The organism is Streptomyces lateritius (assembly GCF_014649715.1).
Taxonomy (GTDB): Bacteria; Actinomycetota; Actinomycetes; order Streptomycetales; family Streptomycetaceae; genus Streptomyces; species Streptomyces lateritius.
Window position 1 is genome coordinate 66,993 of record NZ_BMTO01000013.1, and the last position, 21,464, is coordinate 88,456.

Annotated in this window: 20 protein-coding genes; 14 read left to right on the plus strand and 6 right to left on the minus strand. The window is 70.5% G+C overall.

Annotation, left to right across the window (positions count from 1 at the left end; all coding sequences use genetic code 11):
* Positions 1-96: 96 nt before the first annotated feature.
* Positions 97-735: an AIM24 family protein gene (locus tag IE136_RS25040; RefSeq protein WP_158990560.1), complete on the minus strand. Its 639-nt coding sequence runs from the start codon at positions 733-735 to the stop codon at positions 97-99.
* Between the two features lie 115 nt (positions 736-850).
* Here IE136_RS25040 and IE136_RS25045 point away from each other — a divergent pair, with 115 nt between their 5' ends.
* The 4 genes from IE136_RS25045 (at position 851) to glxA (ending at position 5,460) form a co-directional block, all read left to right on the plus strand.
* Positions 851-1,195, plus strand: a complete 345-nt coding sequence (locus IE136_RS25045; RefSeq protein WP_158990562.1) for a DUF3817 domain-containing protein — start codon at positions 851-853, stop codon at positions 1,193-1,195.
* On the plus strand, positions 1,192-1,485 hold the full coding sequence (locus tag IE136_RS25050; RefSeq protein ID WP_158990564.1) for an MTH1187 family thiamine-binding protein: 294 nt from the start codon (positions 1,192-1,194) through the stop codon (positions 1,483-1,485). The genes IE136_RS25045 and IE136_RS25050 overlap by 4 nt, the downstream gene beginning before the upstream one ends.
* A 189-nt stretch (positions 1,486-1,674) precedes the next feature.
* A complete protein-coding gene (locus IE136_RS25055) occupies positions 1,675-3,501 on the plus strand; it encodes a glycosyltransferase family 2 protein (RefSeq protein WP_189601474.1) in 1,827 nt (608 codons plus the stop codon).
* Between the two features lie 3 nt (positions 3,502-3,504).
* Entirely contained in the window at positions 3,505-5,460 is a 1,956-nt protein-coding gene (glxA, locus tag IE136_RS25060) for a radical copper oxidase GlxA (protein WP_189601475.1), read from the plus strand.
* 56 nt (positions 5,461-5,516) lie between these two features.
* Here glxA and IE136_RS25065 read toward each other — a convergent pair whose 3' ends face one another.
* Positions 5,517-6,533: a glycoside hydrolase family 6 protein gene (locus tag IE136_RS25065; RefSeq protein WP_158990570.1), complete on the minus strand. Its 1,017-nt coding sequence runs from the start codon at positions 6,531-6,533 to the stop codon at positions 5,517-5,519.
* Between the two features lie 76 nt (positions 6,534-6,609).
* On the opposite strand from IE136_RS25065, the gene IE136_RS25070 reads away from it, so the two are divergent.
* The 5 genes from IE136_RS25070 to icmA all read left to right on the plus strand — a co-directional run bounded on the left by IE136_RS25070 (position 6,610) and on the right by icmA (position 9,815).
* Positions 6,610-6,912, plus strand: a complete 303-nt coding sequence (locus tag IE136_RS25070) for a hypothetical protein (RefSeq protein ID WP_189601476.1) — start codon at positions 6,610-6,612, stop codon at positions 6,910-6,912.
* A complete protein-coding gene (locus IE136_RS25075; protein ID WP_189601477.1) occupies positions 6,909-7,100 on the plus strand; it encodes a hypothetical protein in 192 nt (63 codons plus the stop codon). Before IE136_RS25070 ends, IE136_RS25075 begins: the two co-directional genes overlap by 4 nt.
* Before the next feature lie 31 nt (positions 7,101-7,131).
* Complete coding sequence (locus IE136_RS25080) at positions 7,132-7,641, plus strand: MarR family winged helix-turn-helix transcriptional regulator (RefSeq protein WP_158990572.1); 510 nt, start codon at positions 7,132-7,134, stop codon at positions 7,639-7,641.
* Positions 7,642-7,707: 66 nt separating this feature from the next.
* Entirely contained in the window at positions 7,708-8,040 is a 333-nt protein-coding gene (locus IE136_RS25085) for a DUF3817 domain-containing protein (RefSeq protein ID WP_158990574.1), read from the plus strand.
* Positions 8,041-8,114: 74 nt separating this feature from the next.
* Positions 8,115-9,815, plus strand: coding sequence for a coenzyme B12-dependent isobutyryl-CoA mutase large subunit (gene icmA / locus IE136_RS25090; RefSeq protein WP_189601478.1), 1,701 nt, complete (start codon positions 8,115-8,117; stop codon positions 9,813-9,815).
* On the opposite strand, the gene IE136_RS25095 is transcribed toward icmA, so the two are convergent.
* Entirely contained in the window at positions 9,812-10,501 is a 690-nt protein-coding gene (locus tag IE136_RS25095; protein WP_158990578.1) for a TetR/AcrR family transcriptional regulator, read from the minus strand. The genes icmA and IE136_RS25095 overlap by 4 nt on opposite strands.
* A 286-nt stretch (positions 10,502-10,787) precedes the next feature.
* Between IE136_RS25095 and IE136_RS25100 the strand changes: the two genes are divergently transcribed.
* From IE136_RS25100 to IE136_RS25115, 4 genes are all read left to right on the plus strand, one after another.
* Positions 10,788-11,762 carry a tetratricopeptide repeat protein gene (locus IE136_RS25100; RefSeq protein ID WP_189601479.1) on the plus strand — a complete coding sequence of 325 codons (975 nt, stop codon included), beginning with the start codon at positions 10,788-10,790 and terminating at the stop codon, positions 11,760-11,762.
* A 583-nt stretch (positions 11,763-12,345) separates the two neighbouring features.
* Positions 12,346-12,984 (plus strand): DUF6230 family protein, encoded by a 639-nt coding sequence (locus IE136_RS25105; protein WP_158990582.1) that lies wholly within the window; start codon positions 12,346-12,348, stop codon positions 12,982-12,984.
* 133 nt (positions 12,985-13,117) lie between these two features.
* Complete coding sequence (locus IE136_RS25110; protein ID WP_189601480.1) at positions 13,118-13,741, plus strand: DUF6114 domain-containing protein; 624 nt, start codon at positions 13,118-13,120, stop codon at positions 13,739-13,741.
* On the plus strand, positions 13,731-15,071 hold the full coding sequence (locus tag IE136_RS25115) for a hypothetical protein (RefSeq protein WP_229819118.1): 1,341 nt from the start codon (positions 13,731-13,733) through the stop codon (positions 15,069-15,071). The genes IE136_RS25110 and IE136_RS25115 overlap by 11 nt, the downstream gene beginning before the upstream one ends.
* 76 nt (positions 15,072-15,147) lie before the next feature.
* Here IE136_RS25115 and pyk read toward each other — a convergent pair whose 3' ends face one another.
* The 3 genes from pyk to pta all read right to left on the minus strand — a co-directional run bounded on the left by pyk (position 15,148) and on the right by pta (position 19,993).
* Entirely contained in the window at positions 15,148-16,581 is a 1,434-nt protein-coding gene (gene pyk, locus IE136_RS25120) for a pyruvate kinase (protein ID WP_158990586.1), read from the minus strand.
* A 74-nt stretch (positions 16,582-16,655) separates the two neighbouring features.
* A complete protein-coding gene (locus IE136_RS25125; protein WP_189601481.1) occupies positions 16,656-17,909 on the minus strand; it encodes an acetate kinase in 1,254 nt (417 codons plus the stop codon).
* Positions 17,906-19,993 carry a phosphate acetyltransferase gene (gene pta / locus IE136_RS25130; protein WP_158990590.1) on the minus strand — a complete coding sequence of 696 codons (2,088 nt, stop codon included), beginning with the start codon at positions 19,991-19,993 and terminating at the stop codon, positions 17,906-17,908. The genes IE136_RS25125 and pta overlap by 4 nt, the downstream gene beginning before the upstream one ends.
* A gap of 281 nt (positions 19,994-20,274) precedes the next feature.
* Here pta and IE136_RS25135 point away from each other — a divergent pair, with 281 nt between their 5' ends.
* The gene (locus IE136_RS25135; protein WP_158990592.1) at positions 20,275-21,300 is read left to right on the plus strand and encodes an ATP-dependent 6-phosphofructokinase; all 1,026 of its coding nucleotides are present in this window, start codon (positions 20,275-20,277) and stop codon (positions 21,298-21,300) included.
* Positions 21,301-21,464: the final 164 nt, after the last annotated feature.

Consider the following 21,464-nt stretch of genomic DNA (forward strand, 5'->3'; position numbering starts at 1 on the left):
GAGCTGACGCCCGGAAGGTGCCTCCCTCTCCGCCCGCGCGGCGCGCGGGTGCGGGCCTCGTCGTCGACCGCGGGCCGGTGGCCGTGCGTGCGTCGCTCACAGTTCGCCCCCGATCGTGTTCCGCTCGCTCGGCTGCACGTACACGAGCCCGTCGCCCTCGAAGCGGATCTGGAAGGCCTCGCCGCCGCCCTCGCCCAGGAAGGTGCGGAAGGTCACACCGGACTGGAAGGACTGCTGGAGGTTGCCCTGGTGGGCGATGTACGCGCCGGGGTCCACGGAGAGCGGGTACTGCGGGGACACGCGCAGCACCACGGCCGGGCCGTCGGACAGAAGCGCCGCCTGGCCGGTGCCCTCCACGGTCGTCGTGAAGAGGCCGTTGCCGGTCGCGCCGCCGCGCAGGCCGGTGAAGGTGGTACCGGTGCGCAGCCCCGCGTCGGTGCAGAGCAGATTGCTCGCCTCGACGTAGAGCTTGTCGCCGTGCAGGGAGACGAGGTTGATCTCGGAGGCGCGGTCGGCGAACCAGCAGGTCCCCTGCCCCTTCACCTCCATCACCTCCATCTGCTCGCCGGTGAGCCGGCGGGTGACCATGCCGCGCAGGCCCTCGCCGCCGCCGGACATCTTCTTGAAGGCCATCTGGCCGTCGTAAGCGACCATGGAGCCGTTTTTCGCCTTGACCCAGTCGCCTGTCATGTCGACGGCGAGCACTTTGCTGCCTTGGAGTCGGAACGTAGCCACGAAGGGAGGTTACGGGGCCCCCGGATAAAGAGACAGCAAAGTCGGGTGCCACAATGGGCCGACGCTTGTGCATCTATTCACAAGATCACCGGCCCCTCCCACCGAAGGTGACCCCGTGGACATCAAGACCGCCTCCTCCCTCCACCGGCTCCGGCTCGTCTCCGCGCCGGAGGCCGTCTCGTTCCTTCTGCTGCTGGTCTGCTCGGTGCTCAAGCGCACCACGGACTTCAACGCGGTACCGGTGATGGGTGCGATCCACGGCATCCTCTTCATCCTCTACGTGCTCTTCTGGCTGGACGCCTGGAACCGCACCAAGTGGAACCTCAAGACGGCGGCGCTCTACTTCCTGCTCTCCGTGCTGCCCCTCGGCGGCTTCTTCGCCGAGCGCAAGCTCAAGCACGAGGCCCAGGACGCCGTCATCGCCTCCCGCGCCCGCCGCGAGGGCACGGTGAACGCGTGATCGTCGCCTTCTCGGTCACCCCGCTCGGCGTCGGCGAGGACGTCGGCGAGTACGTCGCCGACGCCGTCCGGGTCGTACGGGAATCCGGGCTGCCGAACCGTACGGACGCGATGTTCACCTCCCTGGAGGGGGAGTGGGACGAGGTGATGGACGTGGTGAAGCGCGCCGTCGCCGCCGTGGAGGCACGGGCCCCGCGCGTCTCGCTCGTCCTCAAGGCCGACATCCGGCCCGGGGTGACCGACGGGCTGACCTCCAAGGTCGAGACCGTGGAGCGCCACCTCTCCGCCTGACCCTCCGGCGTACGCAGGTGCGTGCGCTACGACTCAAGCCCCCGGCCCGATCGGCCGGGGGCTTCGTCGTGTCCGTCCGTCCGCCCCGCCCGCTCGCCCCGCCCGGGGCCCCGAACGGCCCTGTCTCGTCACCGGAACGGCCGTACGCCCAAAAACCGCCCACTCGGCCGATTCCGGTCGACATGCCCAATGATCTCCACTTCTGTGAGCTTATCGACCTGTTCGACGACAGCTGGAGGCACCGTGCGGCCGGAAGGCTACGACTACGACTCCTACAGCCGACTCGCCGGTCCTCTCACGGAGCCGGACACGGCGTCCTACCAGGTCCAGTACCGGAGCCTGCTCTCGCAGGAGCCGCACCGCGTACGAGCCGTCCTCCTCATGGGCCTCGCGCCGGTCCTCTCCGCGGTGCTGCTCGCGTACCTCGTCTGGCCCAGCCACTGGACCGTCCGTGAGGGCGGCGACCGGTGGCTCGTCAGGCTCGACACCGTCATGCTCGTGTCGATCGGCCTCGTCTGCCTCTTCATGCTGGTGAACGTCGCCTCCATCGCCCACGCCACGATGGTCGCGCGCGACCCCATACCCGTGTACGCCGAGCAGGGCACCCGCGTCGCCTTCCTCACCACCTACGTGCCGGGCAAGGAACCCCTCTCCATGGTCCGGTCCACCCTGGAGGGCGCGATACGGCTCCGCCACAACGGCTGGCTGGACGTCTGGCTCCTGGACGAGGGCGACGACGATCAGGCCAAGGCCCTCTGCGCGCAGCTCGGTGTCCGGCACTTCACCCGCGCCGGCGTCCCCGAGTGGAACCGCGCGAAGGGCGCCCACAAGGCGCGGAGCAAGCACGGCAACTACAACGCCTGGATCGCGATGCACGGCGGCGCCTACGACTTCTTCGCCTCCGTCGACACCGACCACGTACCGCTGCCGAACTTCCTGGAGCGGATGCTCGGCTACTTCCGCGACCCGGACGTCGCCTTCGTCGTCGGCCCGCAGGTCTACGGCAACTACGACTCACCGGTCACCAAGGCCGCCGAGTCCCAGCAATTCCTCTTCCACGCGCTGATACAGCGGGCCGGCAACCGCTACCACGCGCCCATGTTCGTCGGCACCAACAACGTCGTACGCATCTCCGCCCTGAGGCAGGTCCACGGCCTGTACGACTCCATCACCGAGGACATGGCCACCGGCTTCGAGCTGCACCGCAGGAGGAACCCGCTCACCGGCCGCTTCTGGCGCTCCGTCTACACCCCCGACGTGCTCGCCGTCGGCGAGGGGCCGGCGTCCTGGACGGACTTCTTCACCCAGCAGCTGCGCTGGTCCCGGGGGACGTACGAGACGCTGATCAGGCAGTACTGGAAGGCGCCCTTGCGGACTCCGCCGGGCCGCTTCCTCAACTACACGCTGATGCTCGTCTACTACCCGATGACGGCGATCAACTGGCTCCTCGGCATCCTCAGCTGCGTGCTGTTCCTCTGGTTCGGGGCGTCCGGCACCCAGGTCTCCTCCGCGGTCTGGCTGATGATCTACAGCGACGCGGTGGCCCTGCAGGTCGGGCTGTACCTGTGGAACCGGCGGCACAACGTCTCGCCGCACGAACCCGAGGGCTCCGGCGGGCTCGCCGGCATGGCGATGTCCGCGCTCTCCGCCCCGATCTACCTCCGGTCGCTCTGCTCGGCGGTCCTGCGCACCAACGGCCGGTTCGTCGTCACCCCCAAGGGCGGTGAGGCCAGCCCCGACCGGGTCTCCACGTTCCGCGTCCACCTCTACTGGGCCGCGATCCTGACCGCCTCCCTCATCGCCTCGGTCCGCTTCGGGCACACCCACGCGGCCATGCGCACCTGGGCCGTCCTCGCCCTCGTCGTCTCCCTCTCCCCGGTCGCCGTATGGAGCTGGACGACTCTGCGGGGCCGGCGCCGCGTGCCCGCCCTGGTCACCAGGACGACGACGACGGCCGCACCCAGCGCCCCCGCGCCCACCACCGCCCCCGCGCCCACGACGACCGGAGGGAATTGAGCCATGGCCCACCGGCCGCCGCGAAAACTCAAGAAGACCCTTCTCGGCAGTGGCGCCGTCGTGGTCCTCGCCTCGCTCAACGCCCCCGCCGCCATCTCCTTCGTCGAGGAGAAGTACCACGCGTACAAGATCGCTCAGCCCGGCTACCAGCGGCGGTTCGGCTCCTGGGCGCAGGTCGACGTCCCGAAGGGGTACGACGTCAACGCCATCCACGCCGCCCTGCTGCACACGGGCAAGGTGCTGCTCATCGCCGGTTCCGGCAACGACCAGGAGAAGTTCGACTCCGGCACCTTCGACACCGTTCTGTGGGACCCGAAGAAGAACACCTTCAAGAAGGTCCCCACTCCCGAGGACTTCTTCTGCTCGGGACACGCCCACCTCCCCGACGGCCGTCTCCTGGTCGCCGGCGGAACCGCCCGCTACGAGATCCTCGACGGCGAGGTCAAGAAGGCCGGCGGCGGGATGCGGGTCAAGAACGAGAACCCGGACAAGGCCGTCACCCTCAGGAAGGGCACCGTCTTCCGCTCGCCCTCGGGCGTCGAGTACGTCACGAAGTTCGACGTCACGGTCCCCAGGGCCAAGCGCGAGTTCGAGATCTCGTACTCCAGGAGCGGTCAGATGAAGCCCTGGCGGACCAAGGTCACCGCCGCCGAGGCGCGGGTCTTCGTCGAGGCGAAGAAGGAGGGCGCGCAGGCGCTCACCACCGAGGCCGCGCAGTACGAGGTCGTCGGCCTCGAGGGCGAGGACGTCGACAACGTCTACGGCCTCGCGCAGCGGCTCACCACCGAGAAGCAGGACTTCCAGGGCATCAAGGCCGCGTACGAGTTCGACCCGAAGGCCGAGAAGTACGTGCCCGTCGCCCCGATGAGGGACGCCCGCTGGTACCCGACCCTCGTCGCCCTCGACGACGGCAAGGTCCTCGCCGTCTCGGGGCTCAACGACGTCGGCGACGTCGTCCCCGGCGACAACGAGATCTACGACCCGGAGACGAAGCAGTGGTCCAAGGGCCCCTTCCGGTACTTTCCCACCTACCCGGCTCTCTTCCTCACCAAGGGAGGCAAGCTCCTCTACACCGGCTCCAACGCGGGCTACGGGCCGGCGGAGAAGGGCCGCGAGCCGGGCCTGTGGGACCTGGAGAAGAACTCCTTCACCAAGCTCGGCGGGCTCACCGACCCCGACCAGCTGGAGACCTCCGCCTCCCTCATGCTCCCGCCGGTCCAGAACCAGAAGGTCATGGTCCTCGGCGGCGGCGGGGTCGGGGAGTCCCCGAAGTCCACACCCCGTACGTCGATCATCGACCTCTCCGAGGAGACCCCGGTCTTCCGGGACGGGCCCGCCCTCCCGCAGGGCACGCGCTACCTCAGCAGCGTGCTCCTGCCCGACGACTCGGTCTTCACCACCGGCGGCTCGCGGGAGTACCGCGGCCGCAGCGGCAGCGACATCCTCAAGGCGCAGTTCTACGACCCGAGAACCAACGCCTTCACCGCCGCCGCCGAGCCGACGGTCAGCCGCAACTACCACTCCGAGGCGCTGCTGCTCCCCGACGGCCGGGTCGCCACCTTCGGCTCCGACCCGCTCTTCGACGACAAGGACAACACCAAGCTCGGCACGTTCGAGCAGCGGATCGAGGTCTTCACCCCGCCCTACCTGCACAAGGCGGGCCCCGACCGCCCCGTCCTCGGTGAGGGCCCCCGGGAGATCGACCAGAACGGCCGCGCCACCTTCCAGACCGGACACGCCCCCCGCGTCACGAAAGCGCGCCTGATGCGCCCGAGCGCCGTCACCCACACCACGGACGTCGAACAGCGCTCGGTGGAGCTGGGCCTGACGAAGCGGTCGGACTCGATCACGGTGGAGATCCCGCAGGACAGGTCTCTGGTCCCGCCCGGCTGGTACATGCTCTTCGTGACGGATGGGGACGGCACGCCGTCCGAGGCGAGGTGGGTGCAGGTGCGCTGAGCCTCAGGCCGGCTGCCTGGGCCCACCGGCCCACCGGCCCACCGGCCCACCGGCCCTCAGGCCTTCGCCCGGCGGGCGAGGCCGAGGGCGTAGTCGGGCCACCAGGTGCCGGCGGAGGGGCCGCCGCGGCAGGGGCCGTCGGAGTCGCCGGGGCGCTTGATCCAGAGGTAGGCGTCGACCAGTTCGTCCCCGGTCCGGTCCGTCGGCGGGACGCCGAGGGCGCGGCCCGGCGGGTTGCACCAGGCCTCCTCCCGGTCGCCCGGGAGGGGACCGTCGCCGTTGCGGCTGGTGTCGACGGTGAAGTGGGCGCCGCCCAGCAGCCCGGACAGCCGGGCGCCGAACCTTTTCACGGTGTCGTCGGTCTGGAAGTTGGAGACGTTGAGCGAGAAGCCGTCGGCCCGGGCGATGCCCGCCCGCCGCAGGGGCTCCACCAGCTTGCCCGGGTCGTCGATCCAGGCCGGGTTGCCCGCGTCCAGATAGACCCGTGTGTGCGACTGGCGCTTCAGCCGGTCGATCGCCTCGGAGAGCAACCGGTAGCGCTCGTCGTGGTACTGGCCCGGCGTGCAGCCGTCCACGATGTGCGGGACCGCGTCGGGCTCCAGGACGACGATCGCGGGCGCGTCCCCGATGGCGGAGGCGAAGGAGTCCACCCAGTCCCGGTACGCGCGCGCGTCGTGCGCGCCGCCCGCCGAGTACATCCCGCAGTCACGGTGCGGAATGTTGTACGCGACGAAGACCACCGTCCGTTTGCCGGCCGCGGCCCCGCGCACCGCCCGGGCGATCTCCGGCACGGGATCGTCGCCCGCGGGCCATTCGGCGACCGGCCGCTCCGCGATCCGCCGGAGGAGCTTCGCGTCCTCCGCGCGGCCCTGCGCCTCGTACTGCCTGACCTGGCGGGCCGCGTCGCTGTCCGGGTCGACCCAGAAGGGGGAGCCGCCGGGCGGGGCGACGGCCTCGCCGCGGGTGGTGGGCGCAGCGGCCGGGGTGGGCCCGGCCGGCTCCCCACCGCCGCATCCGGCGAGGAGAAGGGCGCAGGTCAGGGCCAGCGCGGCGGAGAGCGTACGGCGGGACATCCGGCCCCCAGGGTCGGGTACGGGACAGACCGCGCCATCGTCACATACCGGTTATTCCGTGGTCGGGTGCGACACCGTGTCCGCCGCCGGCGCGATCCCCAGCGGGGTCCGCTCGTCCCGCACCCTGGTGTCCGTACCGGCGCGAGGTGGGCAGCCCCGCCTCCCGGAGGACGGACAGGTGCGCCGGCACGGATCGTCGCGCCCGGGCTGCCGCCCTTCCTCCTGCACGCCGTCGAGCCCGGCGTCGCCCTCGCGGTCCTCGCCCCTCCTCCTGGCCGGCGCCACCGGCGCGTACGCCCTCGGTCTCGACGCCTGGTTCGTCGCCGCCGTACCCGAGGGGCAGCGCGGCGGGGCCATGACGCTGATGACCGCCGCATGATGACGATCCAGGGCGTCGGCATGGCCGCCGCCGGGTTCCTCCGCGTCCACCTCGTGGTCGTCGGCTCCGGAGTGCTCGGGACCGGGTGCGTCCTGGCCCCGCTGGCCGAGGTGCGCGCGACCGCGACCGCGACCGCGAACACGACCGCGACCGCACGGGAAACGGACCGAAGTGCGAGACGGGGCTGACCAGCATGTGACCAGTGGGTAAGGTCGACGCGTGCCGAAGCCGCTCAGTCTCCCGTTCGACCCCATCGCCCGCGCCGACGAGCTCTGGCAGAACCGCTGGGGCCCCGTACCCTCGATGGGCGCGATCACCTCGATCATGCGGGCGCACCAGATCCTGCTCGCCGAGGTCGACGCCGTGGTCAAGCCGTACGGGCTGACCTTCGCCCGCTACGAGGCGCTGGTGCTGCTGACCTTCTCGAAGGCCGGCGAGCTGCCGATGTCCAAGATCGGCGAGCGGCTCATGGTCCATCCCACGTCCGTGACGAACACGGTGGACCGGCTGGTGAGGTCCGGTCTCGTCGCCAAGCGGCCCAACCCCAACGACGGTCGCGGAACCCTCGCCTCCATCACGGACAAGGGCCGCGAGGTGGTCGAGGCGGCCACCCGGGACCTGATGGCGATGGACTTCGGGCTCGGGGTGTACGACGCCGAGGAGTGCGCCGAGATCTTCGCGATGCTGCGTCCCCTGCGGGTCGCGGCGGGGGATTTCGAGGAGAAGTAGCGTGCCCGCGCCGTCGGGGAGGGGCCGCGCGAAGATCGCCCGGATCGGGCCGTTACGCTCGACGGCATGAAATCCAGCGTGCTGACCCGTTACCGCGTCATGGCGTACGTCACCGCCGTCATGCTGCTCGTGCTGTGCACCTGCATGGTCTTCAAGTACGGGTTCGACATGGGCGAGGACGTGACCTTCGCGGTCTCCCAGACCCACGGTGTCCTCTACATCATCTACCTGATCTTCGCCTTCGACCTCGGCTCCAAGGCGAAGTGGCCCTTCGGCCGGCTGCTCTGGGTGCTGCTCTCCGGGACGATTCCCTTCGCCGCCTTCTTCGTCGAGCGCAAGGTCGTCCGCGACACGCTTCCGCTGGTCGACGGCGCCGAGCCGGCCACGGTCAAGGCGTAACACGCACCGCCGTACGGATGTGTACGGCGGTCTGCCGTCGACAGATACTAGGACGTCCTAGTAAATTCGAGGGTATGGACGCTGACGCCATCGAAGAAGGCCGCCGACGCTGGCAGGCCCGCTACGACAAGGCCCGCAAGCGGCAGGCGGACTTCACCACGCTCTCCGGCGACCCGGTCGAGCCGGTCTACGGGCCCCGGCCCGGGGACACCTACGAGGGCTTCGAGCGCATCGGCTGGCCCGGGGAGTACCCCTTCACCCGGGGGCTCCACGCGACCGGTTACCGCGGCCGGACGTGGACCATCCGCCAGTTCGCCGGCTTCGGCAACGCCGAGCAGACCAACGAGCGGTACAAGACGATCCTGGCCAACGGCGGCGGCGGGCTCTCGGTCGCCTTCGACATGCCCACCCTCATGGGCCGCGACTCCGACGACCCGCGCTCGCTCGGCGAGGTCGGCCACTGCGGCGTCGCCGTCGACTCCGCCGCCGACATGGAGGTCCTCTTCAAGGACATCCCGCTCGGCGACGTGACGACGTCGATGACGATCTCCGGCCCGGCCGTCCCCGTCTTCTGCATGTACCTGGTCGCCGCCGAGCGCCAGGGCGTCGACCCGGGCCTGCTCAACGGCACGCTCCAGACCGACATCTTCAAGGAGTACATCGCGCAGAAGGAGTGGCTCTTCCAGCCCGAGCCGCACCTGCGCCTGATCGGCGACCTGATGGAGCACTGCGCGCGGGGCGTTCCGGCCTACAAGCCGCTCTCCGTCTCCGGCTACCACATCCGGGAGGCCGGGGCGACGGCGGCGCAGGAGCTCGCGTACACCCTCGCCGACGGCTTCGGCTACGTGGAGCTCGGCCTCTCCCGCGGCCTGGACGTCGACGTCTTCGCCCCCGGCCTCTCCTTCTTCTTCGACGCGCACCTCGACTTCTTCGAGGAGATCGCCAAGTTCCGCGCCGCCCGCCGGATCTGGGCCCGCTGGATGAAGGAGGTCTACGGAGCCAGGACCGACAAGGCCCAGTGGCTCCGCTTCCACACCCAGACCGCCGGTGTCTCCCTCACCGCCCAGCAGCCGTACAACAACGTCGTACGGACCGCCGTGGAGGCCCTCTCCGCCGTCCTCGGCGGCACCAACTCGCTGCACACCAACGCCCTCGACGAGACCCTCGCGCTCCCCAGTGAGCAGGCCGCCGAGATCGCGCTGCGCACGCAGCAGGTGCTGATGGAGGAGACCGGCGTCGCCAACGTGGCCGACCCGCTGGGCGGTTCCTGGTACGTCGAGCAGCTCACCGACCGGATCGAGGCGGCCGCCGAGAAGATCTTCGACCAGATCAAGGAGCGCGGCCGGCAGGCCCACCCGGAGGGCCGGCATCCCATCGGACCGATGACCTCGGGCATCCTGCGCGGCATCGAGGACGGCTGGTTCACCGGCGAGATCGCCGAATCCGCCTTCAGGTACCAGCAGTCCCTGGAGAAGGGCGACAAGCGGGTCGTCGGCGTCAACCGCCACCACGGCTCGGTCACCGGCGACCTGGAGATCCTGCGGGTCAGCCACGAGGTCGAGTGGGAGCAGGTCCGCGTCCTCGGCGAGCGCAGGGCCCGCCGTGACGACGCCCGCGTGCGGGCCTCGCTCGACGCGATGCTGGCCGCCGCGCGGGACGGCTCGAACATGATCGGACCGATGCTGGACGCGGTACGGGCGGAGGCCACGCTCGGCGAGATCTGCGACGTGCTCCGCGAGGAGTGGGGGGTCTATACGGAACCCCCGGGTTTCTAGGGTCTGTCCGGCCCCGGTCCGGCGGACAGCCCCTGGGCGCCCGGAGCGGCCTGGGCCGCCGCCGCGCCGAGGCCGCCGAGCAGCAGGGCGGTGAAGCGCTGGACCCAGGTCTGGTCGACCGGTTCGGCGCTGACGAGGGCGCGGTGGACCACCGCGCCGGCTATCACGTCGAAGATCAGGTCGTCGGTGCCGTCGATCGCCCCGGGGTCCCGGTCGGCGGGGAGTTCGCCGCGTTCCTGGGCGCGCTGGCGGCCCTCCAGGACGAGCCGTTTCTGGCGGTCCACTATGGAGGCGCGGATCCGCTCGCGCAGCGGCTCGTCCCGGGTGGACTCGGCGACCACGGCCATCAGCGCGGTCTTGGTCTCCGGCCGCTGGAGCAGTGCGGCGAACTGCAGCACCACGTGCTCGATGTCGGCCCGCAGGCTTCCCAGGTCCGGGAGTTCGAGTTCGTCGAAGAGGACGGCGACGGCGTCGACGACGAGTTCGTTCTTGTTCGCCCAGCGCCGGTAGAGCGTGGTCTTGGCGACGCCCGCCCGGGTGGCGACGTCTCCCATCGTCAGCTTGGACCACCCCAGTTCGACCAGGGCGGCGCGGGTCGCCTCCAGGATCGCGGTGTCGGCCTCGGCGGAGCGGGGCCGACCGGGGCGGCCCGTGGCGCGGGGGCGGGGGCTGGTACGGCTGCACATGGGGATCGACCATACCCGCCGGTAGGTATCGCGCCAGAGGTGCGTGATGTGAGCCAGTTCACCGGGGGGCCCTTCCCTCCGCGCGCCTGGTCCAGTTACGCTACGACCTGTAGCGAAAGGCTTTGAGCGGCCCCAGCGACAACCACGCGCGCCGGGTGGGGACCCGGTGCATCGAAACAATGAACCGTGTACGTCCGTACGTCTCGCACACCGGCGGGAGGCCTGCGGGCGGCACGGTTCAGCCATGGCTTACCGGTTACGCGCGCGGAAGGGGGAGGATGTACCCATGCAGCCCAGAAACATGTCCATGAGCGGCGTCGTCGACCTCGCCGCGGTGAAGGCGGCCGGAGAGGCCAAGGCCAAGGCGGAGCAGGCGCGCGCCGAAGCCGCCCGGCAGGGTGGCGCGGCGGCCGTCGCCCCTTCTGCCCTGGTGATCGATGTCGACGAGGCCGGCTTCGAGCGTGATGTCCTCCAGCGCTCCGCCGAGGTTCCGGTCGTCATCGACTTCTGGGCCGAGTGGTGCGAACCCTGCAAGCAGCTCGGCCCCCTCCTCGAGCGTCTCGTCGTGGAGTACAACGGCCGTTTCCTGCTGGCGAAGATCGACGTCGACGCCAATCAGATGCTGATGCAGCAGTTCGGCATCCAGGGAATTCCGGCCGTTTTCGCGGTGGTCGCCGGCCAGGCGCTGCCGCTCTTCCAGGGCGCGGCGCCCGAGGCGCAGATCCGGCAGACCCTGGACCAGCTGATCCAGGTCGGGGAGGAGCGCTTCGGCCTGACCGGCATCGCAGTGGACCCCTCGGCCGAGGGTGCGGCCGCCGCCGCCGCGGCCCCCGTCCCGGCCGGGCCGTACGACGCGCTCCTCGAAGCGGCGATGTCCGCGCTGGACGCCGGTGACCTGGCCGGCGCCGTCCAGGCGTACAAGAATGTGCTCGCCGACGACCCCGGTCACCCGGAGGCGAAGCTGGGCCTGGCCCAGGCCGAGCTGCTCGCGCGGGTGCAGGAGATGGACCCGCAGCAGGTGCGCAAGAGCGCGGCCGACGACCCGGCCGACGTGGACGCGCAGATCGCCGCCGCCGACCTCGATCTGGTGGGCGGTCATGTCGAGGACGCCTTCGGGCGCCTGGTGGACGCCGTGCGCCGCACTGCCGGCGAGCAGCGGGACGCGGCGCGGCTGCGGCTTCTGGAGCTGTTCGAGGTCATCGGCCCCGACGACCCGCGGGTGACGGCGGGCCGTCAGGCCCTCGCCCGGGTGCTGTTCTGACCCGGTTCCCGCCCGCCCGGGACCCCGCCGATTTGGCGGCAGAGTGACATGACGCGGCCGCGCTTTACCAAAACTTGGTAATCGCGGCCGCTGTTACTTGCAGTAAATCGAACCTGGATTTCTGTCCGGGTATCACCCTCATCCTCCTTCTTCGTGCCCACCCTTGGCAGCACCCTGTGTGGCCGGGCGACATCGGCCCGTCGTGGGGCGGTTATCCACCCGTTACTAGTGAGTAACGAACCCCCTTGTGCCCCGGCCCGGAATGGACCACGATCGGCGACGCTCGGTCCGATACCGCACAGCCCGGCAACCAACCGGGTCGCGGCGAAGGTCCCCACCGAGCGGGTCGGCGTCAGTGACGCCGGCCGTGGACAGGGGGGTTCCTGCTCTCACCGGCAGGGCCTGTCCAAGGAGGTTGCGCGCAAGGCGTGGCCAGTGGTTGTCGCTCGGGGGTGATCGCCGGTGAATCGGACGCTCCTCGCGCCCGGTGTTTCGGCGCTTCTTCCCGAGGACGTAGCACTTCTCCCATCCCAGGAGGGCCCTGGGCCCATCCGGAGATGTACGTCCGAGAAGGAGGATTCTCATGAAGTCCCAGGTTCGTGGCGGGACCAGATGGAAGCGGTTCGCCGTTGTCATGGTGCCGAGCGTGGCCGCGACGGCCGCGATCGGTGTCGGCCTGGCTCAGGGCGCGCTTGCCGCGTCCTTCAGCATCTCCGGCCAGGAGTTCAAGGTGAAGGCCGACAGCCTCGTCGGCAAGGACTTCGTCCAGTACGGCAGCGTCGCGGCGGGCAAGGACCTGCACGGCAAGCCGTTCGCTGAGCCGGTGGGCGTCTCGGGCTTCTCCGAGGCGTGGATCAGCAACATGTGCCAGTCGGTCGTGACTCCGGACGTGCCGTTCATCGGCAACGTCTCCCTGGAGCTGCGCGCCGGTACCGACCCGAAGAAGCCGGTCTACGCGAAGGACATCTACCTCGATGTCTCCTCGCTGAAGGCGGACGCCGAGTTCGGCAACATCGACATCGGTGTGGCCGCAGGATCCCTGAAGAACCCGGGCATCCAGCCCGGCACCCAGGCGAACCCGTACGGCTTCTCGCAGCGCGCCGAGACGGCGAAGCTGACCAACGTGGAGCAGAAGGCGTGGGCGACCACCGCCGGAACGTTCAAGCTCAGCAACCTGAGCCTGAAGCTGCACAAGGGCACCAAGGAGTGCTTCACCGAGTAGGACTCGGTGACGCTCCGGCAGTAACTGCCCGGCGGGCGCGGGCCGCTGTTCGTCCGTGCGGCCCCGCCCGTTCCCGGCCATCGCGCCACATTCTCTACTTCTCAGCAACACCGCTTCCAGGGAGCTGTTTTCCATGAGCGCCGAGTCCACTGCTTCCCGCGGAGTCCCGAACGAGCGCCGCTTCCACGACTGGCGAGGCAGCCGGCCGTTCTGGGGCGGTCTGTTCACCATGATCGGCGGCCTCCCGATCGCCTACTTCCCGTACGCCGACCTGCGACTCGGCAACATGACGATCGCCATGGCGACCACGGGCGGTGCCGGAGCGCTGATCATCGGTGTGCTCCTGGTGACGCTCGGACTGACGATGTGGTTCCAGCCCATCGTCCGGGTGTTCGCGGGCGTCGCGGCGATCGTGCTGGCGCTCGTCTCCATCCCGGTCTCCAACCTCGGCGGCTTCTTCATCGGATTCACCCTGGCGCTGGTGGGCGGCGGGCTCTCCGTCGCCTGGGCCCCGGCCCCGGAGGTCGAGGAGACCGCGGACTCCGCGGAGCGGGCCGGGGCCGAGGCCGCCATGGGCGAGCACAAGTACGACGGTCCGCCGTCGGGCCCGGAAGGCGACGAGGGCGTCGACGCCGCCCTGCCGCTGCCGGTCCCGGAGCAGCGCGCCGGTGGGGAGCCGGACCCGCTGACGGGTCCCGGTGCGCAGGCGACCGAAACGACGATCGACGCCAACGGCGGGAGGAACAGTGCGGGGTGACGAAACACAGTCGACGCAGTCGGCGCCGGCTGGGGACGGCGCCACTCTGGCAAAAAGGGGTCCGCGGCACGCGGCTCCGCGCAAGTCGCTGCTGAACAAGATCCAGGGACCCGCGGGCAAGGCGATGGCCCTGGCCGCCATGCCGACCGCCGTCCTCATGGGCATGGGCATGGCGCCGAAGCTCGCCCTCGCCGACGAGAAGGACATCCCCTTCGCGCCCGGTCCGTGCGTGACCCGCTCGGACGAGCCGGTGACCGAGGAGTCGACGAAGCCGGCCGAGACCCCCGACCCCACGGCCAGCGCGACCGCGACCGCGACCCCGACCGGCGAGGCGACCGACGACGCGACCACGGAGCCGAAGCCGGACGCCACCGAGGAGCAGGAGAAGCCCGCACCGGGCGCCAGCCCCTCGGCGGACGAGACCGCGAAGCCCACGGAGCAACGGGCCACCACTCCTCAGGCGCCTGCTCCCACGCCCACCCCCACCGCGACGAAGAGCGTCAACCCGCTCGACCCGCTGGGTGTGGGCGACAAGATCAAGGACCTCTTCGACGGTCCCGACCCCTCGCCGACCGGCACGCCGGCGCCGACGGCCACCACCCCGGCCGGCAAGCCGACGACGGCCCCCGCGCCCACCCCCACCACGACGAAGACGGGCACGCCGGCCGGCAAGGCCGACACCCCGGTCAACGGGGCCCAGGACGCGGTCGAGGACCCGACCAAGAAGGCGATCAAGGACGCCGCCGACAAGGCGGGCGCCGAGGTCGAGGAGCTGTCGGAGGACGCCAAGGGCCTCGACGCCAAGAAGGACGAGGACATACCCGAGGGCGCCAAGCCGCGCTTCCCGTGCCCGGAGCCCGACCCCGAGGCGCTCGCGGCGGCCGAACTGGAGCCGGGCATCCCCCTCCTGCCGGACGAGCCGTGGATCCTGAACAGCACGCGGCTCACCCTCAAGGGCCTCAAGTACCACGGCATCGTCGAGGTGAAGACGGGCGGTGGCAAGATCAAGAAGGTTCTGAAGTTCACCGCGAAGGACGGTGTGGACATCAAGGACCTGCACCAGCGCACCGTCCACTCGGACGGCTTCACCGGGCACGTCCGGTCCGACAAGGGCTCGACGTCGACCATGAGCAACGGCACGGTGACCATGTACACGGAGCGGCTGAAGGGCAACCTCTTCGGCATCATCCCGGTCACCTTCAGCCCCGAGACCCCGCCGCCGCTCGACGTACCGTTCGCCGTCTTCACCGACGTGGAGGTCGTCCAGGCGGGCCAGTTCGGCGGCACGCTCACGGTCCCCGGCCTGCGCAACACGATTGAGGCCGGCTGACGCACGAACCCTTCCGGGAGCCGCACGAGGGCCCCGTCCGATCCGGACGGGGCCCTCGTCATGCCGCTGCCAGGAGTCAGGCCTGGGGGTGGGCGCCACCGAGGTGGTGCACGCGCACCATGTTCGTGGTGCCGGGGACGCCGGGGGGCGAACCGGCGGTGATGACCATGGTGTCGCCCTCGTTGTAGCGCTGGAGCTTCAGCAGCTCCGCGTCGACCAGGTCGACCATCGCGTCGGTCGTCTCCACGAACGGAGCGAGGAAGGACTCGACGCCCCAGCTCAGCGTGAGCTGGTTGCGGGTGGACTCGTCCGTCGTGAACGCCAGGATCGGCTGCGACGCGCGGTAGCGGGAGAGGCGGCGGGCGGTGTCACCGGACTTGGTGAAGGCGATCAGCGCCTTGCCGCCGAGGAAGTCGGCGATCTCGGCGGCCGCGCGGGCCACCGAGCCGCCCTGCGTACGCGGCTTCTTGCCAGGCACGAGCGGCTGCAGGCCCTTGGAGAGCAGCTCCTCCTCGGCCGCGACGACGATCTTCGACATCGTCTTCACGGTCTCGATCGGGTAGGCGCCGACGGAGGACTCCGCCGACAGCATGACCGCGTCCGCGCCGTCCAGGATCGCGTTGGCCACGTCGGAGGCCTCGGCGCGCGTGGGGCGGGAGTTGGTGATCATCGACTCCATCATCTGGGTGGCGACGATGACCGGCTTGGCGTTGCGGCGGCACATCTCCACGAGGCGCTTCTGCACCATCGGGACCCGCTCCAGCGGGTACTCGACGGCCAGGTCGCCACGGGCCACCATGACCGCGTCGAAGGCGGCGACGACGCCCTCCATGTTCTCGACGGCCTGCGGCTTCTCGACCTTGGCGATGACGGGGACCCGACGGCCCTCCTCGTCCATCACCTTGTGGACGTCCTTGACGTCGTCGGCGTTGCGGACGAAGGAGAGGGCGACCATGTCGCAGCCCATGCGGAGTGCGAAGCGGAGGTCCTCGACGTCCTTCTCGGACAGGGCCGGGACGTTGACCGCCGCGCCGGGCAGGTTGATGCCCTTGTGGTCGGAGATGACACCGCCCTCGACGACGATCGTCTTGACCCGCTGACCGTCGACCTCGACGACCCGCAGTTCGACGTTGCCGTCGTTGATCAGGACCTGGTCACCCTTGGAGACATCGCCGGGCAGGCCCTTGTACGTGGTGCCGCAGATGGACTTGTCACCCGGGACGTCCTCGGTGGTGATGGTGAACTCGTCACCGCGCACCAGCTCGACCGGACCCTCCGCGAAGGTCTCCAGACGGATCTTGGGGCCCTGGAGGTCGGCGAGCACGCCCACGGCGCGGCCGGTGTCCGCCACCGCCCTGCGGAGACGGTCGTACCGCTCCTGGTGCTCGGCCTGGGTCCCGTGGCTCATGTTGAATCGGGCCACGTTCATGCCGGCCTCGATGAGAGCCTTCAGCTGCTCATACGAGTCGACGGCGGGGCCCAGCGTGCAGACGATTTTGGAACGGCGCATGAGGCGGATCCTATCGGTTTGTTTCACTGCGGAATATTCCGTCTGGCGGAAAGTACAAATGGGCGGGGGACCGCTCAGGCGTTCACTCCTCGCACGAGTGCGTAGCTCTGCGTGGCGATCTCCAGCTCCTCGTCCGTCGGCACCACGGCGACCGCCACCCGCGCGTACTCCGGCGAGATCAGGCGCGCCTCCTCGGATCGTACGGAGTTCAGGTCGGCGTCCACCGCGAGGCCCAGCTCCTCCAGACCGGCGATCGCAGCTTCCCGCACCGGAGCCGCGTTCTCACCGACACCCGCCGTGAACGCCACCGCGTCCACCCGCCCGAGTACCGCGTAGTACGCCCCGATGTACTTCTTCAGCCGGTGGATGTAGATGTCGAAGGCCAGCAGGGCCCGCTCGTCGCCGTCGTCGATCCGGCGCCGGATCTCCCGCATGTCGTTGTCGCCGCAGAGCCCGACCAGGCCGGACCTCTTGTTGAGCAGGACGTCGATCTCGTCGGTCGACATCCCCGCGACGCGCTTGAGGTGGAAGGTGACCGCCGGGTCGATGTCGCCCGAGCGGGTGCCCATGACCAGGCCCTCCAGCGGCGTCAGACCCATCGAGGTGTCCACGCACCGCCCGCCCTTGACGGCCGAGGCGGAGGCCCCGTTGCCCAGGTGCAGCACGATCACGTTCACCTCCTCGGGCGCCTTGCCGAGCAGCTTCGCCGTCTCGCGCGACACATAGGCGTGCGAGGTGCCGTGGAAGCCGTACCGGCGGATGCGGTGCGCGTCGGCGGTCTCCACGTCGATCGCGTACCGGGCGGCGGACTCCGGCATCGTCGTGTGGAAGGCGGTGTCGAAGACCGCGATCTGCGGCAGGTCGGGGCGCAGATCCATCGCCGTACGGATACCGGTGAGGTTCGCCGGGTTGTGCAGCGGTGCCACCGGCACCAGCCGCTCGATCTCGGCGAGCACCGCGTCGTCGATCACGGTCGGGGCGGAGAACCGCAGCCCGCCGTGCACCACCCGGTGGCCGATGGCGGCCAGTTCGGGGGAGTCGAGGCCGAGCCCGTCCGCTGCCAGCTCCTCGGCCACCGCCTTCAGCGCGGCCGCGTGGTCGGCGATCGGACCGGTCCGCTCGCGCTTGTCCCCTCCACCGCCCCTGAGCGGGGTGTGGACGAGACGCGAGGTCTGCTCGCCGATCCGCTCGACCAGACCGGCCGCGAGCCGGCTGCTGTCCCGCATGTCCAGGAGCTGGTACTTCACCGACGACGAGCCGGAGTTGAGGACGAGGACACGGGAAGCGGTGTCGCCGGCGGCGGTTCCGGTGGCGGTGGTGCCGGTCATGCGGGGAGCTCCTGACCCTGGGACTGGATCGCCGTGATGGCGACCGTGTTGACGATGTCGCTGACGAGCGCGCCGCGCGAGAGGTCGTTCACGGGCTTGCGCAGGCCCTGCAGGACTGGTCCGACGGCCACGGCGCCGGCCGAACGCTGCACGGCCTTGTAGGTGTTGTTGCCCGTGTTGAGGTCCGGGAAGATCAGCACGGTCGCCTGCCCGGCCACCTCCGAGCCCGGCAGCTTGGTCGCCGCGACGGACGGCTCGACCGCCGCGTCGTACTGGATCGGGCCCTCGATCCGCAGCCCCGGGCTGGACTCCCGTACCAGCTTGGTCGCCTCGCGCACCTTGTCGACGTCCGCGCCGGAGCCGGAGGTGCCGGTGGAGTACGAGAGCATCGCGATGCGCGGCTCGACACCGAAGCGGGCCGCCGTCGCCGCCGACTGAACGGCGATGTCGGCGAGCTGCTCGGCGTTCGGGTCGGGGTTGACCGCGCAGTCGCCGTACACCAGCACCTTGTCCGCCAGGCACATGAAGAAGACGGAGGAGACGATCCGCGCGTCCGGCTTCGTCTTGATGATCTCGAAGGCGGGCCGGATGGTGGCGGCGGTGGAGTGCACCGAGCCGGAGACCATGCCGTCGGCCAGCCCTTCCTGCACCATCAGCGTGCCGAAGTAGTTGACGTCGGAGACCACGTCGTACGCCAGCTCCACCGTGACGCCCTTGTGGGCGCGCAACTCGGCGTACTTCCCGGCGAAGGAGTCGCGCAGCTCCGAGGTCTGCGGATCGATCAGCTGGGTGGACGGCGAGGAGAGGTCGATGCCGAGGTCGGCGGCCTTCTTGCGGATCGTCTCGACGTCGCCGAGCAGCGTCAGGTCACAGACGTCCCGGCGCAGCAGCACGTCGGCGGCGCGCAGCACCCGCTCCTCCGTGCCCTCCGGCAGGACCACCCGGCGCCGGTCGGCGCGGGCCTGCTCCAGGAGCTCGTGCTCGAACATCATCGGCGTGACGCGGCCGCTGCGCGCCACCGAGATCCGCTTGAGCAGATCGGCGGTGTCCACGTGCCGCTCGAAGAGACCCAGCGCGGTCTCCGCCTTGCGCGGCGTGGCCGCGTTCAACTTCCCCTCCAGGGAAAAGAGTTCGGCTGCCGTGGGGAAGCTGTTGCCGGCCACCGAGATGACCGGGGTGCCGGGCGCGAGCCGGGCGGCCAGGGTCAGGATCTCCTCGCTGGGCCGCTCGTTCAGGGTGAGCAGCACACCGGCGATGGGCGGCGTCCCGGCCGAGTGGGCGGCGAGCGCGCCCACGACGAGGTCGGCGCGGTCCCCGGGCGTGACCACCAGGCAGCCGGGGGTCAGCGCGTTGAGGAAGTTCGGCAGCATCGCGCCGCCGAAGACGAAGTCCAGCGCGTCCCGGGCCAGGCCCGCCTCGTCGCCGAGCACCACCGAGGCGCCGAGCGCGTGGGTGATCTGAGCGACGGTGGGGGCGGCGAGGGCCGGCTCGTCGGGCAGCACGTAGCAGGGCACGGGCAGCCGGGCCGCCAGGCGCTCGGCGATGGCCGCGCGGTCGTCGGCCGCCACCCGGTTGACGACCATCGCGAGGACGTCGCAGCCGAGCCCCTCGTACGCGCGGAAGGCGTTGCGGGCCTCGGCCCGTACGGACTCGGCGGGCTGGTCCTTGCCGCCGACCACGGGTATCACGGAGGCGCCGAACTCGTTGGCGAGACGGGCGTTGATCGCCAGCTCGTCGGGGAGCTGGGTCGCCGCGAAGTCCGTACCGAGGACGAGGACGACCTCGTAGTCGCGGGCGACGGCGTGGAAACGGTCGACGAGCCGGGAGACCAGCTCGTCGGTGCCCCGCTCCGCCTGGAGCGCGGACGCCTCGTGGTAGTCCATGCCGTAGACGGTCGACGCGTCCTGCGAGAGCCGGTAGCGGGCCCGCAGTAGATCGAACAGACGATCGGGACCGTCGTGCACCAGGGGCCGGAACACCCCCACCCGGTCCACCTGGCGGGTCAGGAGTTCCATGACTCCCAGCTCGACGACCTGGCGGCCGTCCCCGCGGTCGATCCCGGTCACGTACACGCTGCGCGTCACGCCGTGGTCTCCTGTCCAGTCCTGTCAACCGAGTGTGTTCAAAAACCACCGATAGAGTGGCAATGCCCTCTTGACAATACCTCTGCGGATGGATAGGGCGCCCGCCGGAGGGAAGGCCTGTAAGAGGGGATCGGCAGGCCCCGGGAGCCCGGCACCGGCTGGGCACCGGCCGGGTGCGCGGGCCGGACGCGCGGAGCGGTCGCGAACGCGTCGGCGGCCCCGGACGTGGGAGAATCGACAAAGCTCACATGTACCACTACTCGAGCAGGAGACACAGCACGATGCGCATCGGAGTTCTCACCGCAGGCGGCGACTGTCCCGGCCTGAACGCAGTGATCCGGTCGGTCGTGCACCGGGCGATGACCGGCCACCACGACGAAGTCATCGGCTTCGAGGACGGGTTCAAGGGTCTCCTCGACGGGCACTACCGGCCCCTCGACCTCAACGCGGTCAGCGGCATCCTCGCCCGCGGTGGCACCATCCTCGGATCCGCCCGCCTGGAGCGCAACCGGCTGGCCGAAGCCGCCGCGTCGGCGCCCGAATTGGCGCGGAAGTACGGCATCGACGTCCTCATCCCGATCGGCGGCGAGGGCACCCTGACCGCCGCCCGGCTGCTCTCCGACGCCGGCATGCCCGTCGTCGGCGTCCCGAAGACGATCGACAACGACATCTCCTCCACCGACCGCACCTTCGGCTTCGACACCGCCGTGGGCGTGGCGACGGAGGCCATAGACCGTCTGAAGACCACCGCCGAGTCGCACCAGCGGGTGATGGTCGTCGAGGTGATGGGCCGCCACGCCGGCTGGATCGCCCTGGAGTCCGGCATGGCCGGCGGCGCCCACGGGATCTGCCTGCCCGAACGTCCCTTCCAGGTCGACGATCTCGTCAAGATGGTCGAGGAACGTTTCGCGCGCGGCAAGAAGTTCGCCGTCATCTGCGTCGCCGAGGGCGCGCACCCGGCCGAGGGCTCCATGGACTACAAGAAGGGCGAGATCGACCAGTACGGTCACGAGCGCTTCCAGGGCATCGGCAACCGGCTCGCGGTCGAGCTGGAGCGCCGCCTCGGCAAGGAGGCGCGGCCCGTCATCCTCGGGCACGTGCAGCGCGGCGGCACGCCCACGGCGTACGACCGGGTGCTCGCGACCCGCTTCGGCTGGCACGCGGTGGAGGCGGCGCACCGCGGCGAGTTCGGCAAGATGACCGCGCTGCGAGGCACGGACATCGTGATGTCGCCGCTGGCGGACGCCGTGACGCGGCTGAAGACCGTGCCGGAGAGCCGGATGTCCGAGGCCGAATCGGTCTTCTGACCCGCCTGACCCGCCCGGCCTGCTTGACCTGTCCGGCGCGCCCGGCCCGGCCCGCCTGCCCCCGCCCGGCCCGCCTGGCCCGCCCGGCATGGCCCGCCTGGCCCGGCTCGCCCGGCCGGGACCCCGCGAGCGGCCCCGATCGTCCCCCCGTGGACGATCGGGGC